This is a genomic window from Streptomyces sp. NPDC050997, assembly GCF_040660135.1.
Taxonomy (GTDB): domain Bacteria; phylum Actinomycetota; class Actinomycetes; order Streptomycetales; family Streptomycetaceae; genus Streptomyces.
This window is the reverse complement of sequence record NZ_JBFAGK010000025.1, coordinates 110,785-125,046: the sequence shown is the minus strand read 5'-3', so window position 1 is coordinate 125,046 and position 14,262 is coordinate 110,785. Positions and strand designations below refer to the sequence as shown.

The window sequence follows — 14,262 nt, the reverse complement described above, 5'->3', positions numbered from 1 at the left end:
GGCGCGGAATCGGTTTCTTGGTGAGTGGGCGGTGTTGACGCGCCAGACGCTGCGGGCGGACACCCCCGTCCCGTCCCCTTGCCGCCGTGGGCGGGAGGGGCGGGGCTTTCATCTTCCGGTCACGGTACGAGGCCCAGTTCCGCTCAGATCGTCTTGCGAGGGCGTGGTCCCAGGGCTACGCCCCAGCGGTCGGCGAGTGCCTCCACGTGGACGAGGTCCCGGCCGGACTCGGCGTCGGGGGGCGGGGTCCTGGAGGCAGGGCGGGCGGTTGCCGCTCTGCGTGGCCGCGTTGGTCGCGAGTTCGGCGACGAGTTGGCGTGCCGGGTCCAACGGGAGTTCCCAGGAGCGGAGTTGCTCGGTGGCGAGCAGGGCCGAGTCGGGCCTCGGGGGTGGCGGTTTCTTGGATCACGTCACTCAGAGTGGCTGCCCATGCTTACCGTGAACAGTGATGACTCCGTTGCGTACGGTGACTGTCCGGGGCTTGTCCGGTCGAGGGCCCGGGGACGGGGGCGCGCGGGGAAATGTGAAGAACTGCCAAGCAGCGTGTTGATTTCGCCGGGTTTCCGTCCCGGGCGGCATGGGCGAGGCCGTCCGGGGCCCGGCTGATCGTGCGGGGCCTGTGGTCAGGAGCTCGCTACCTGGAGCCTGACCACGCCTGGAGCGTGGCCGAGGCCTGGGGCGCGTGGCGCGCCCGCAGTCCTCAGACGGTACCTTCGTCGTCACGCCGACGAGGAGAATCAACGTGAGCAAGTTCGTGCGGCCCGCGGCCGAGGGTGCGGATCCTTTCGGTACCGCTCGCCTCAGGCGAGGCGTGCTGGATGCCTGGGCCACCAGCCCCGCCCGGTTCCGTGAGGACGCCAACGCCGAGGAGGACCTCGTCCTCGGCGGATACCGGGACCGGCTCGTCGTGGAGCTCGCTCAGAACGCCGCCGACGCCGCGGCCCGGGCGGGTGTCCCGGGCCGGCTCCGGCTCACCCTCCGGGACGGTGCCCTGGTCGCCGCGAACACCGGCGCCGCCCTGGACGCGGCCGGTGTCGAGTCCCTGGCCACGCTCCGTGCCTCCGCCAAACGCGGCACCGACGAGAACACCATCGGCCGCTTCGGCGTCGGCTTCGCCGCCGTTCTGTCCGTCACCGACGAACCCGCGGTCGTCGGCCGGCACGGCGGTGTCCGCTGGTCCCTCGCCGAGGCCCGGGAGCTGGCCGCCGACGTCGCCCGGCACAGCCCGGGGCTGGGGGACGAGGTCCGCCGACGGGACGGACACGTGCCCCTGCTGCGGCTCCCGTTCGCCGCCGAGGGCACCGCCCCCGACCCGTACGACACGGCCGTCATCCTGCCCCTGCGCGACCCGGCCGCCGCCGACCTCGCCGAACGCCTGCTGAACAGCGTGGACGACGCCCTGCTTCTGGCCCTGCCGGGGCTGGCGGAGGTCGTGATCGAGATCGGCGACGACACCCCACGCACCCTGCGCCGCCACACCGACGGCGCCTTCACCGTCGTAGCGGACTCGCGGGACGGTACGACCCGGTGGCACACGGCCGCCGCACACGGGCCGCTCACCCCCGACCTGCTCGTCGACCGTCCCGTCGAGGAGCGACTGCGGCCGCACTGGTCGGTCACCTGGGCCGTGCCCGTCGACGAGGACGGCACCCCGGGGCGCCCCCGCACCAGCCCCGTCGTGCACGCCCCCACCCCCAGCGACGAGCCCCTCGGTGTGCCCGCCCTGCTCATCGCGTCCTTCCCGCTGGACACCACCCGCCGTCACGCGGCCCCCGGCCCGCTGACCGACTTCCTGGTGCAGCGCGCGGCGGAGGCGTACGCCGAACTCCTCGCCGGCTGGCGGCCGGTGACCGCCGGCATCATCGACCTCGTGCCCGGCCCGCTGGGCAAGGGCGAGCTGGACGGGACGCTGCGGCAGGCGATCCTGGAGCGGCTGCCTCGTACGTCCTTCCTGCCGCCGGCGGTAGAGGCGTCGGGCCGGGCGGAGGTCGAGGTGTCGCGCCAGCCGGACGTTGAGGCGTTCGGTGAGTCGGACGCCGACGGCCTGCCCGAGGCTCTGCGGCCCCGTGACGCCGAGGTGGTGGAGGGCGCGGGCGCCGAGACCGTGCGGGTCCTCGCCGAGGTGCTTCCCACCATCCTCCCCGCCGGGCTCGAACGGCGCGTCGAGCTGCGGACGTTGGGTGTCGCCCGGGTTCCGCTGACGGACGCCGTTGACCGGCTGGCCGGGCTGGAGAAGGACCCGGACTGGTGGCGGCAGCTCTACGACAGCCTGTCGGGCGTGGACCCGGACCGACTGTCCGGGCTGCCCGTGCCGCTCGCCGACGGGCGCACGACCATCGGGCCCCGGCAGGTCCTGCTGCCCACCTCCGAGGGCGCCCCCGTCGACCCGGAGATCCTCGCCCGTCTCGGCCTCAAGGTCGCCCACCCGGACGCCGCCCACCCCCTCCTGGAGAAGCTCGGCGCCCTGCCCGCGACCCCGCGCGCGGTGCTCACCACCCCGCAGGTCCGGGCCGCCGTCGCCGCCTCCCTCGACGAGGAGGGCGGGCTGGACTGGGAGCAGGACGCGCCCGACGCCGAGGAACTTGCCGACACCGTCCTCGCGCTCGTGCGGGACGCGAACCTGGAGCCCGGTGACGAACCCTGGCTCGGTGCCCTCGCGCTGCCCGACGAGGAGGGCGAACTCGCTCCCGCGGGCGAGCTCGTACTGCCCGGCAGCCCCTTCCACCAGGTCATGCGCGAGGATGAACTCGCCACTGTGGACTCGGAGTTGGCGGACAAGTGGGGTGACCAGCCGCTGGCCGCCTGCGGGGTGCTCGCCACCTTCGCCCTCGTCCGCGCCACCGACGTCGTCCTGGACCCCGACGAACTGGAGCCCCGCGAAGGGGACTTCGCCGAACCCGACGACCCTGGTCTGCTGGACGCCGTGGACGTGTGGTGCGAGGACATCCTCGACCGGTTCCCGGACACGCCCGTACCGCCGGTCGCCACGGAACTGGTCGCCGTACGGGACCTGGACCTGGTGGACGAGGACCAATGGCCCCGGGCGCTGGCCCTGCTGTCGCAACCCCCGCTGCGTGACGCTCTCGTCCAACCCGTGCGGATCCTGCTCCCCGACGGCACGCACGAGGTCGTACGGCCGTACACGGCTTGGTGGTTGCGCGGAAACCCCGTCCTCGACGGCCGCCGCCCCGCCGGTCTCCTGGCCGCCGGCGGTGACCCCCTCCTGCGCGGGCTCTACGACGAGGCCGACGCGACCGGTTTTGACGACGAACAGGTACTGCGGGCGCTGGGCGTCCGCACCTCGGTCTCCGCCCTGCTCGCCGAGCCCGGCGGTGCCGCCGAACTGCTGCACCGCCTCGCCGACCCGGACCGCGAGGTCACCGGCGCCCAACTGCACGCCCTCTACAGCGCCCTGGCCGACCTGGACCCCGATCAGGTGACCCTCCCGGACGAGCTGCGGGCCGTGGTCGACGGACAGGTCCGGGTCGTGGACGCCGCCGACGCCGTGGTCGTCGACTCGCCCGACCTGCTGCCCTTCACGGACGGCGTCCCCCTGCTGCCCGTACGCCCGGCACGCGCCGCCGAGTTGGCCGAACTGTTCCAGGTACGACGCCTGAGCGAGTCCGTCACGGGCGAGGTCGACTCCGAGGGCACCGAGCACGACGTCCCGGAGCCGGTACGGGTCCTGTTGGGCCCGCGCACCCCTTCGACGTACGTCGAACACGAGGAACTCGTCGTCAGCGGGGTCGAACTGGACTGGCGTCTCACGACGGACGGCGTTCTCCACGCAGCGACCCTGGAGGGCGTGGCAGCCGGCCTCGCCTGGGAGGCGGGCCAGTGGCCTCGCCGGTTCGAGGTAGCGGCCCTGCTGGAAGACCCGTCACGGACGGAGGAGCTGGAGCGGGATCGATGGTTCGACTGAGCCTGGGCGGATGAGCGGGACGGACGCCCTGGGGCGCGGGAAGACTCAACTCTGTTCGTTCCCCAGGGCTTTCGTGTCAAAAGTTCACTTCTCCCGTACAACCTTTTGCATACGCCGTGTATCTCTTCACGTGGGTCAACAGACTTCACCATCGCTTGGGTCCCGCAACGACGACGAGCCGTGAGCAACGAGCCAGTGCCGGGACCCTCCTTTAACGTGGGGAATACATGCGTATACGTGCCACCGTGGCCGCCATCTCCGGCGCCCTGGCCCTCTCCGCCCTCGTCGTGCCGGCAGCGCAGGCCGACTCGCAGGGCGCGACGAGCCTTGACCGGCCGAGCGTCGCGGAGCGTTTCGGTACCTCGTCCGCCAGGTCGACGTTCGGAGCCGCCGCCGCGCCCACCGTCTCCGGTGTGACGGTGAACGCCGGAAAGGACATCGTTCTCGGCACCACCGTCGCCAAGACCATCAACGTGTCCCTGACCGCCACCCACGCCAGCGGCATCGCGGACGCCTACATCGACCTCTGGCACGGCGCGAGCCTCGACGACGTCGACGGCTACCTCCCGCCGAATGAAGAGGCCGCCTCCTGCACGGCGACCAGCGCCACGACGTCGAAGTGCAAGCTCACCATCACGGTCACGCCCGGACTGGTCGATGACGGGATCGGCGAGCTGTTCACCAACACGCTGGCCGGTACCTGGCACGTCACCGTGGCCGCCCTGTCCAACGACGGCGAGATCTACTCGAACGACTTCTACAAGACCCACAAGGTCCAGAGGCTTTCGAAGCAGACGGTCAACGCCTCTCCCGAGCCGGTGAAGAAGGGCAAGACCATCACCGTCACGGGCAAGCTGACCCGGGCCAACTGGGAGGACGGCAAGTACCACGGCTACACCGGCCAGTCGGTGAAGCTGCAGTTCCGTAAGGCGGGCTCCAGCACGTACAGCACGGTCAAGACCATCAAGACGAACTCCACGGGCAACCTGAGCACCACCGTGAAGGCGTCGGTCGACGGCTACTTCCGCTACAGCTTCGCGGGTACCTCGACGACCCCGGCGGTCAACGCCACCGGTGACTACGTCGACGTGCGATAGATGACCTGCGACAGGTGATCTGTGACAGGTGACCTGCGGCAGGTGACGTGACGTAGGAGAGGGCGCCGGCGGAGTTTCCGTCGGCGCCCTTCTCTCTTGTGACGGTGAAACCTTTCTCATCCGCCACGCATCTGACTACGTGACTCAACAGGCTCCACGGGGGACGACCACCCCCGGAGCCCTTTTCCACGTGGGGGATCAGCATGCGTATACGCGCCACCGTGGCCGCCGTCTCCGGCGCCCTCGCTCTTTCCGCGTTCGTCGTCCCGGCCGCGCAGGCCGACGACGGTTCTTCCGATACTTCCTACCGTGCGCGCGCCGAGCAGGCGTTGTCGCACAGAACCGTGTTCCGCGCCGCCGCCGTCGCTCCGCCCGCCCCCGACGTCAGCTTCTCGAACTTCAAGGTCGCCAAGGCGGTCAAGGTCGGGACGACCAACCACGTCTCCACCACGGCCACCTACACGCTGACCCACGGCGCCGACATCGACATCACCTCCGACGACTTCGCCAACGGCCCCTTCCTGTACAGGGGTTCGTCGATCGAAAACGCGACGAACATGCTGGTCGGTGACTACCCGGCCACCTGCACCGCCACCTCGGCGACCACTGCCGACTGCACCGGCGTGATCGACATCGACCCGGTCGAGGACTACCTGGCCAACTCCGACGCCGGCACCTGGTCGGGCGGCGGACTGGCCCTCACGTACAGCCCCCGTGGGGAGAAGATGCAGGGCGGCCTCGGCAAGATCCTGGTCCAGCGAACCTCCAAGCTGACGGTCAACGCCTCGCCGGAGCCGGTGAAGAAGGGCAAGACCATCACGGTCACGGGCAAGCTGTCCCGCGCGAACTGGGAGGACGGCAAGTACCACGGCTACACCGGCCAGCCGGTGAAGCTGCAGTTCCGCAAGGCGGGCTCCAGCACGTACAGCACGGTCAAGACCATCAAGACGAACTCCACGGGCAACCTGAGCACCACCGTGAAGGCGTCGGTCGACGGCTACTTCCGCTACAGCTTCGCGGGTACCTCGACGACCCCGGCGGTCAACGCCGCGGGTGACTACGTCGACGTGACGTCGTAACCGGCGGCGACAGCGGAGGGCGAGAGCCGCTCCGCCTACCCCAGTATGTGGCTTCGCATGACCAACTCCGAGATCGAGATCACCGCAGAGCTGGTGCACGATCTTCTCAAGGACCAGCATCCGGACCTCGCGGGGCTGCCCATCCGCGAGGTAGCGGGCGGCTGGGTCAACCAGATATGGCGCCTTGGGGATGAGTTGGCCGTGCGCATGCCGCGCACGGAAGGTGCCCCGGCTCTTCTGCCCAAGGAGTGCCGGTGGCTGCCTGTCCTGGCTCCGCGTCTTCCGCTCCCGATTCCGACGCCTGTGCGGATCGGCGAACCGTTCGAGCGCCAGCAGGGCGTTAACGAAAGCCTCAAAGGTGATCGGATCGATCTGGCACTCGTCGTTCTCCATCGGACCGATGCCCGATGAGAGTTCCAGCTCCGCCTCGAAGACCGCCACTTGGCGCTGGAACATACGGGACGTGCCATTGGACGGGTTCCACAGGGTCTCGTCGCCCATGTCGAAGTACTGGCTCATCGAGTCACCTTTCAATTGATCATGGCAGGCCGCCGTATCCAGCGGTTCTGATCGCCTACGCGGAGCCCCCTTTTTTACCGCGGCCGACGCCTCGACCCGGGCGCCGGCCGCGTGATGATGAACGCGCACGGACGTGGAATCGACGGAGACGACCCAGTCGATGGATCCGGCCGGATCTGCCTCGACCTGGACCCGCTGGAGCTCCCAAGTGATGTCCGCCGACCAGCGCCGATGCCGCTCGTGCACGGTCTTCCACGGCCAGTTCGGGCAGGTCGCGCCGCTGGACGCCCGTCCGGACCCGGTACAGCACCCCGTTCACCACCTGCCGATGGTCCCGCCACCTGCCACAACGACCGTTGCCAACCGGCAGAAGCGGCTCAAGTCGCTCCCACTCCGCGTCAGTCAGATCACCCCTATGCCCCATGGTCGTATCAACGACTCAGATGATCGGCAGGTCCCGGAAGAACCCGTCGGAGGCCGCGATCTGCCTGAGCCACGCCTCGGACAACTCCAGGTAGGCCTGGGTGCCGCCTTCGGGACCGGGAGTGTAGGCCAACCGAAGGTGCTCCCGCGCCGCCGTCGCGCGGGCTGTCTCGGCCTCCTCACCGCGCCCGGCCCGATCCAGCAGGTGGGCCAGCCCGTACAGGGTGATGACCAGGGGCTCCAGTACAGCCGCCGGGGCAGCGGGTACGGCGTATTGGGAAGGGAAGGTCACGGCAACGAACATGCCCACCGCACGCTGGCGGGTCTGCGCACACTCACCCTTCCAGTCGATGGCCTCGTCCACCCGACCGACGGCCGCGAGGGTGCGTGAGTAGTTCTCCATGCAGTCGGCCACCGCCGACAGTTCCTCCGGCGACTCGGGCTCGAACAATCTCGTCGCCACCAGGCAAGCCTCGGCCTGCTCCACCGCCGCCGGGTGCATCCCCTCCCGGCTCAACTGGACACTGAACGCGTGGAGGCAGCGGACGAGTTGCCGCCCGTGGGCGAACCGGTCGGCCTTGATCAGCTCGACGGAGAGGCCGGCGGCCTGCTGGAACGCGGACAGCGCGCGGCCGCCGTGGCCCGTCTCCGACCACAGCTGCGCCACACCCAGCAGCGCGTCGACGAGCCGGGGAGCGAACCGGACGTCCTTGCGGACGATGTCCTTCCACTCGCGCACCGCCGACTCGCAGACGCGCCGAGCCTGTTCGATCTGACCCAGGTTGTACAGCCGCAGCCCCAGGACGTCGAGGCAGTCGGCGTAGGCCGGCTGGTAGCGGCGGGGGTCGACGCCGGCCAACTTGCGGGCCAGTTTCACCGCCTGCTCGGTCACCCGGGCCGCTTCCGCCAACTCCCCGATTCCCTCGCAGCGGACCGCCAGTTCACTCAGTGCCTGGGCCAACCGGTCCGCCTCGGCCGGCTGCGACCGGGCAGAGCCCCAGCGTGGCAGCGCGGCCGCCCGCCGGTTCACCAGCTCCTGAGCGGCCAGCACCGCGAACTTCTGCAGCCGGCCGTGAGATTCGGGCAGCCGGGTGAGGATCTCCTGGAGCAGGTCGGCGTCGGCCTGCTGGGCCACGGCTGTCAGCGCGGACAGCAGTTCCTCGGTCAGCCTGAGCGGGACCGCCACCGCGGCGGTGGCGAACCAGCGCGGCTGCTGCCGCACCAGGGCGGGCAGCACGGCCGCCAGTCGCTCGGTCCGCTCCGTCGCTGCGGCAAGGAAGGGGTACGCGGCGCGGTTCAGCACCACCAGGGCGCGTGCGGCCTGCTGGGTGTCGCACTCGGACAGCATGGCGACCAGCAGCCGGGTGGCCGCCGCCACGGTGTCGGCCTCGGCGACCACGTCGAGGAGCAGGGCCTCGCCCAGCCGGTCGGGCTGCATGGGAGCCCAGTACAGCTCGGCGTGCGGGTAGAGCTGGCGGAGCAACTGCGCAGCCGGGCGGGCCTCGGAGCTCGCGGCCATCGACAGCTCGGCCAGAGCCTGGAGCGCGGTCGCCGCCTGATCGCCGTCCGCGGCGGCGAATAAGGTCGGGACCACCAGCGTCTGGCGCAGGCGGACGTGGTCCCGGGCCAGCGCCAGTCCGTGCTCGCGGCTCATTCTGCGCCAGTACCGCTGCTCGTGACCGAGGATGGCCAGCAGCGGGTCCGGTGCCGTCGACCAGGTTCCGTCCCGTTGGCTCAGCACCTCGTCGAGGGCCAGGGCGTGCAGGGTCAGCGCATCGCCGGAGCTGTCGGAGCTGTCGGAGCCGGCCAGCCGGGGCGGCAGTTCGGGCGCGGCGCGGTTCAGGACGGCGGTGTTGAAGGCCCGCCATGCCTCGGCCACCACGTGGCGGGTGCCGAGCCGTTCGGCGAGCGGGGAGAGCGGCACCGGCCGCGGGTCGGTGACCTGCTCGAACTCGGTGGTCACGGTCGTCCACCACGGTCCGTCGGAGCGGGCCAGCAGCAGGATCCGCGCCGAATCATGCACCCGGGCCAGCCCCTTGAGCAGGGTCCCCAGTTCCTCGGCGCGGGTTTCGGCGTAGTCGAGCACCAGCAGCACCCGGTACCCGGCGGCCACCGTCTCCGTCACCGTCTCGCTGCCCTCCGCCAGCCCCTCCGGCAGGAAGCCCGCGAGCCAGCCCTGCTGACGCAGTGTCCAGCACAACCGCATCGCCAGTCGGGTCTTCCCGGCCCCGCCGCTGCCGGTCACCAGCCGCACTGCCGGGCCCGACTGGTCGCCGCACCAGCCGAGCAGCTCGTCGAGCTCCGGGCGCGGGGTGAACGGCACCACCTGGTTGCGGGTGTCCAGCCACCAGGAGGGGCGCGGGTCCGGCGGCGGCGCCGGCGGCTCGGCGACCGGGTCCTCGGTGCCGAACAGCGTCCGGCTCAGCGTCCGGCTCAACTCGGCGCGCCCACTGGCCAGGTCGAACCACCGGGTGCCAGGCCGGTGCCCAGCCGCACCCGCCAACCGCTCGGCGGCATGCCGCGCCAGCACCTCGCACGGCACGATCCAGCCGCCCTGGACGTTGTCCTGGTCGCGGGAGGCCTTCACCATCCCGCACACCCGGCCGCTGGCCGGATCGAGCACCAGCGCACCGCTCATCCCGGGCACCACCCGGTCGTCCGCCACCCGCAGCATCGGACCCGACTGACCGGCGACGCGCAGGTGCAGGGAGTCCACCGCGGGCCCGGCCTCGGTGGTGTAGGTGCTGTACCCGAGGGCCAGCACCGTGGATCCCGCCGCTGGAGTGTGCTCGGCCAACCACACCCCGTCCAGGTCCGGCACCGGCTCGGTCAGTCGGATCAGGGCGAGGTCGGGGAAGGCGTAGTAGTCGCCGTCGCCGGGCCGGGCCGGTAGGCACTCGACCGCCGCCGCGCCGTACCGGCGCCCGCCGACCTCGATACCGACCTCGTGCGGTGCGTCCGCGACCACGTGCGCACAGCTGACCGCCAGGTCGGAGGTGAGTAGGAAGCCGCTGCCGGCGAACCTGCTTCCGAGCCGCACCGCCACCGCGTGCCGGCGAGCCAGCTCGTCCAGTTCCGTGCCGAGCGCCGTACGGTCCATCAGGTCGTGTCCGGGTGCTGCTCGGCTACCCGGTCCCAGCCCATCTTGACCGTGATGCTCCCCTCGCCGCCGGCCTCCGCGAGGACGCCGAGCAGCCGACCGGACTTGACCGCCAGCTTGAGTCCGAACTCGACTTCCAGCCGGTCGGGCGGCTGGGGCAGTGCCTCCCGCACGCTCTCCAGGGCCCATCGGCTGACCTCGCCCAGCGTCTCCTTCACCTGCGACAGGTGCAGGCGACCCGACGCCGCCACATCACCACCGCCGCTGGAGACCACCTCCACCAGCATCACCTGGCCGTTGTCCAACTCCACCTCGGCCAGCCGCGCCCGCTGCTCCGCCACAGCCCCCCCTGACGATAGGACGATCAGCGAGCACGCTACTTGCTAAACCGTCAATACGGTGGCTGAACGGCACATTTCCGCTGCCCCGACCAAGGTCCGTCCGGCCGCTCTTGCTGGGCGCGAAATGAGGTGCCTCCCGGCGAAGGCAGGAGAAGCCGCGCGGCCCGCGGCGCCGGCCGCCCACGGCGACGTCGACAAGATCGGCCGGACAGGCCCCAGCGCGCTCAGTCACACCCGGGACTTCCTGAGGCCGGCGTTCCGCTTTCGTCATGCGGAAGCCAAAGGTTGCCCACGCAACGATCAAATCAAGCCGAGTGGCTACAACCAGTCCCACCCCTCGTGGATCTGATCGCGTGAGTCAAAAAGACTCCTCGATCACTTCTCCCCCTGGGGAACGCAATGCGCACAAGAGCCAAGCTGGCCGCCGTCTCCGCCCTGACCGGCGCCCTGGCCCTCTCCGCCCTCGCCGCTCCGGCGGCACAGGCGGCCGACTCCGGCACCCCGTACACGCTGGACGTCAGCTTCTCGAACTTCAAGATCGCCTCCGCGATCAAGGTCGGCACCACCAACGAGGTCTCCGCCGCGGTCACCTACACGCTGACCCACGGCACGGACGTCGACATCACGGCGGACGACTTCTTCACCGACGCCTTCATCTACCGCGGTTCGTACGACGCCCCGACGAACGAGGTCTACGACGACGACTTCTCCACCTGCACGGCGACCTCGTCGACCACCGCCACCTGCACCGGCTCCATCGACATCCACCCCGCCGACGGCGACCTCGCCAACGCGGACGCCGGTACCTGGCACGCCGCCGCCGAGGCGACCGCCTTCAACGGCCAGGACCCGTCCTCCAGCAGCATCGACTACAGCAAGGTCGGCTACAAGGACCAGGGCGCCCTCGCCACCACCCTGGTGCAGCGCTACTCCAAGCTGACCGTGAACGCCGGCCCCGAGCCGGTCTACAAGGGCAAGACCGTGACCTCCACGGGCAAGCTGTCCCGCGCCAACTGGGAGGACGGCCAGTACCACGGCTACACCGCCCAGCCGGTCAAGCTCCAGTTCCGCAAGGCGGGCACCACCACGTACACCACGGTCAAGACGGTGACCTCGGACTCGACCGGCAACGTGAAGGCCACCGCCACGGCCGCCTACGACGGCTACTGGCGCTTCAGCTTCGCCGGCACCTCGACGACCCCGGCAGTCAGCGCCACGGGCGACTACGTCGACGTACGCTGAACCGCGCCCCCAAGGGGCGCGGGGAACTGCGCGACCAGCCACGATGCTCCCGCAGACAACACTCCACAGGAGCCTCGTAGGCAAGAAGGGCCCTAGCCCAGCGCTAAGCGGCAACGCGGCGGTCGACCCACCTCCACGCGAGTTCCAGGACGGCCGCCGCGACCACCGAGATGCCGACCGCCAGCCACGGCATCGTCACCCCGACCAGCTTCAGCGCGAAGAAGTCCTGGAGCCACGGCACCACCAGGACCACCAGGAACGCCGCACCCATCGCCGCGACCAGGGCGATCCGCCACCAGGTGTAGGGGCGGGCGATGATCGCCAGCACCCACATGGAGATCAGGAAGAGCGTCAGCGTGGCGGCGCTGGTCTCCGCGTCCAACGCGTCGCTGCCGGTGTAGTAGTGACGGGCGATCAGATACGTCACGAAGGTCGCGACCGCCGCCACCACCCCGCCGGGTATCGAGTACCGCATGACCTGCCGGACGAAGTGGGGCCTGGCCCGTTCCCTGTTGGGCGCGAGGGCCAGGAAGAAGGCCGGGATGCCGATGGTCAGGGTGGACAGCAGCGTCAGATGACGGGGCAGGAAGGGGTACTCGACCTGCCAGCACGCCACGAGGACGGCCAGCAGCACCGAGTAGACCGTCTTCACCAGGAAGAGAGTCGCCACCCGCGTGATGTTGCCGATGACCCGCCGGCCCTCCGCGACCACCGAGGGCAGCGTCGCGAAGCTGTTGTTGAGCAGCACGATCTGCGCGACCGCCCGGGTGGCCTCCGACCCCGACCCCATGGCCACGCCGATGTCGGCGTCCTTCAGCGCGAGCACGTCGTTCACGCCGTCGCCGGTCATCGCGACGGTGTGCCCGCGTGACTGCAGCGCGCCCACCATGTTCCGCTTCTGCTGCGGGGTGACCCGCCCGAACACCGTGCCCTCGTCGAGCGCCTCGGCCATGCCGTCCCGGTCGGCGGGGAGCCGGCGCGCGTCCACCGTGGCACCGTTCAGCCCGAGCTTGGCGGCCACCGCGCCCACCGACACCGCGTTGTCCCCGGAGATGATCTTGGCGCGGACGTTCTGCTCGGCGAAGTAGCCGAGCGTGTCGGCCGCGTCCGGCCGCAGCCGCTGTTCCAGTACGACGAGCGCGGCCGGCTGGGTACCGGCGGCGACCTCGGGATCGTCGAGGCCGCGGACGGCCCGGGCCAGCAGCAGCACCCTGAGGCCCTGCTCGTTGAGCCGCTCGGTCTCGGCGAGGTCGGGGGCGTCGGCAGGCAGCAGCACGTCCGGGGCACCGAGCAGCCAGGTACCGCTCTCCCCGTTGCCCTCGGTGAAGGAGGCGCCGCTGTACTTGCGGGCGGAGGAGAACGGCAGCGACTCGGTGCGGCGCCAGTCCTCGACGTCCGGGTAGGCGTCGATGATCGCCTGGAGCGAGGCGTTCGGCCGGGGGTCGGACGCGCCGAGGGCGCCCAGGACCTTGCGTACGTACGACTCGTCGCCGCCGTCCAGGGCCCGCACCTCGGTGACGTTCATGCCGCCCTCGGTCAGCGTGCCCGTCTTGTCGAGGCAGACCGTGTCGACACGGGCGAGGCCCTCGATGGCCGGGAGTTCCTGCACCAGGCACTGTTTTCGGCCAAGCCGGATGACACCGATGGCGAACGCGATGGAGGTGAGCAGGACCAGCCCCTCCGGGACCATCGGCACGATCCCGCCGACCGTCCGCGCGATCGAGTCCTTGAGGTCGTTGTTCTTGACGAACAACTGGCTGATGACCAGGCCGATCGCGGTCGGGATCATCATCCACGTCACGTACTTGAGGATCGTGGAGATACCGGAGCGCAGCTCGGAGTGGACGAGGGTGAACCGGGAGGCCTCCTCGGCGAGCTGGGCGGCGTAGGCCTCGCGCCCGACCTTGGTCGCCTTGAAGGCACCGCCGCCGGCGACCACGAAGCTGCCCGACATGACCTGGTCGCCCGGCCGCTTGACCACGGGATCGGCCTCTCCCGTCAGCAGCGACTCGTCGATCTCCAGCCCGTCGGCCTCGACGCACACCCCGTCCACGACGGCCTTGTCGCCGGGCCCGAACTCGATGAGGTCGTCCAGCACCAGGTCGCTGGTGGCGACCGCGGAGGCGACCCCGTCCCGCCGTACGGTCGGCCGGGCCTCCCCGATCACGGCGAGCGAGTCCAGGGTCTTCTTCGCCCGCCACTCCTGGACGATGCCGATGCCGGTGTTGGCGAGGATCACGAAGCCGAACAGGCTGTCCTGGATCGGCGCGACGAACAGCATGACCAGCCAGAGCACACCGATGATCGCGTTGAACCGAGTGAAGACGTTCGCGCGGACGATCTCGGCCAGGGACCGGCTGCTGCGCACCGGCACGTCGTTGACCTGCCCCCGGGCCACCCGCTCCGCGACCTCGGCGGTGCTGAGACCGGTCACCGTCAGGGCTGTTGTGGGGTGCGCAGGGTCGACTTCGGCGCCCGCGTCGATGTGCGTCATGCATCCGACGGTACGTGCGGATTTACGCCTTCACCCGCCGAGTGG

Annotated in this window: 7 protein-coding genes and 4 pseudogenes; 5 read left to right on the top strand and 6 right to left on the bottom strand. The window is 70.5% G+C overall.

Features of this window, described 5'->3' with window-relative positions; all coding sequences use genetic code 11:
• Nucleotides 1-143 precede the first annotated feature (143 nt).
• Nucleotides 144-369, bottom strand: a pseudogene (locus AB0H86_RS38005) (hypothetical protein).
• 373 nt (nucleotides 370-742) lie between these two features.
• Between AB0H86_RS38005 and AB0H86_RS38000 the strand changes: the two are divergent.
• From AB0H86_RS38000 to AB0H86_RS37985, 4 genes and pseudogenes are all read left to right on the top strand, one after another.
• Nucleotides 743-3,922 carry a molecular chaperone Hsp90 gene (locus AB0H86_RS38000; RefSeq protein ID WP_362449573.1) on the top strand — a complete coding sequence of 1,060 codons (3,180 nt, stop codon included), beginning with the start codon at nucleotides 743-745 and terminating at the stop codon, nucleotides 3,920-3,922.
• A gap of 227 nt (nucleotides 3,923-4,149) precedes the next feature.
• A complete protein-coding gene (locus AB0H86_RS37995) occupies nucleotides 4,150-5,019 on the top strand; it encodes a calcium-binding protein (RefSeq protein WP_362449571.1) in 870 nt (289 codons plus the stop codon).
• Nucleotides 5,020-5,222: 203 nt separating this feature from the next.
• Entirely contained in the window at nucleotides 5,223-6,098 is an 876-nt protein-coding gene (locus AB0H86_RS37990; protein WP_362449569.1) for a hypothetical protein, read from the top strand.
• A 57-nt stretch (nucleotides 6,099-6,155) separates the two neighbouring features.
• A pseudogene (locus AB0H86_RS37985) lies at nucleotides 6,156-6,419 on the top strand (phosphotransferase); the annotation flags it as partial.
• A gap of 6 nt (nucleotides 6,420-6,425) precedes the next feature.
• Here AB0H86_RS37985 and AB0H86_RS37980 read toward each other — a convergent pair.
• From AB0H86_RS37980 to AB0H86_RS37965, 4 genes and pseudogenes are all read right to left on the bottom strand, one after another.
• Nucleotides 6,426-6,617: pseudogene (locus AB0H86_RS37980) on the bottom strand (DUF6086 family protein); the annotation flags it as partial.
• 96 nt (nucleotides 6,618-6,713) lie between these two features.
• Nucleotides 6,714-7,041, bottom strand: a pseudogene (locus AB0H86_RS37975) (transposase); the annotation flags it as partial.
• Between the two features lie 15 nt (nucleotides 7,042-7,056).
• Complete coding sequence (locus AB0H86_RS37970) at nucleotides 7,057-10,140, bottom strand: serine protease (protein WP_362449567.1); 3,084 nt, start codon at nucleotides 10,138-10,140, stop codon at nucleotides 7,057-7,059.
• Entirely contained in the window at nucleotides 10,140-10,481 is a 342-nt protein-coding gene (locus AB0H86_RS37965) for a CU044_2847 family protein (protein WP_362449565.1), read from the bottom strand. Before AB0H86_RS37965 ends, AB0H86_RS37970 begins: the two co-directional genes overlap by 1 nt.
• Before the next feature lie 399 nt (nucleotides 10,482-10,880).
• Between AB0H86_RS37965 and AB0H86_RS37960 the strand changes: the two genes are divergently transcribed.
• Nucleotides 10,881-11,723 (top strand): hypothetical protein, encoded by an 843-nt coding sequence (locus AB0H86_RS37960; RefSeq protein WP_362449563.1) that lies wholly within the window; start codon nucleotides 10,881-10,883, stop codon nucleotides 11,721-11,723.
• 103 nt (nucleotides 11,724-11,826) lie between these two features.
• Here AB0H86_RS37960 and AB0H86_RS37955 read toward each other — a convergent pair whose 3' ends face one another.
• A complete protein-coding gene (locus AB0H86_RS37955; RefSeq protein ID WP_362449561.1) occupies nucleotides 11,827-14,217 on the bottom strand; it encodes a cation-translocating P-type ATPase in 2,391 nt (796 codons plus the stop codon).
• Nucleotides 14,218-14,262 lie beyond the last annotated feature (45 nt).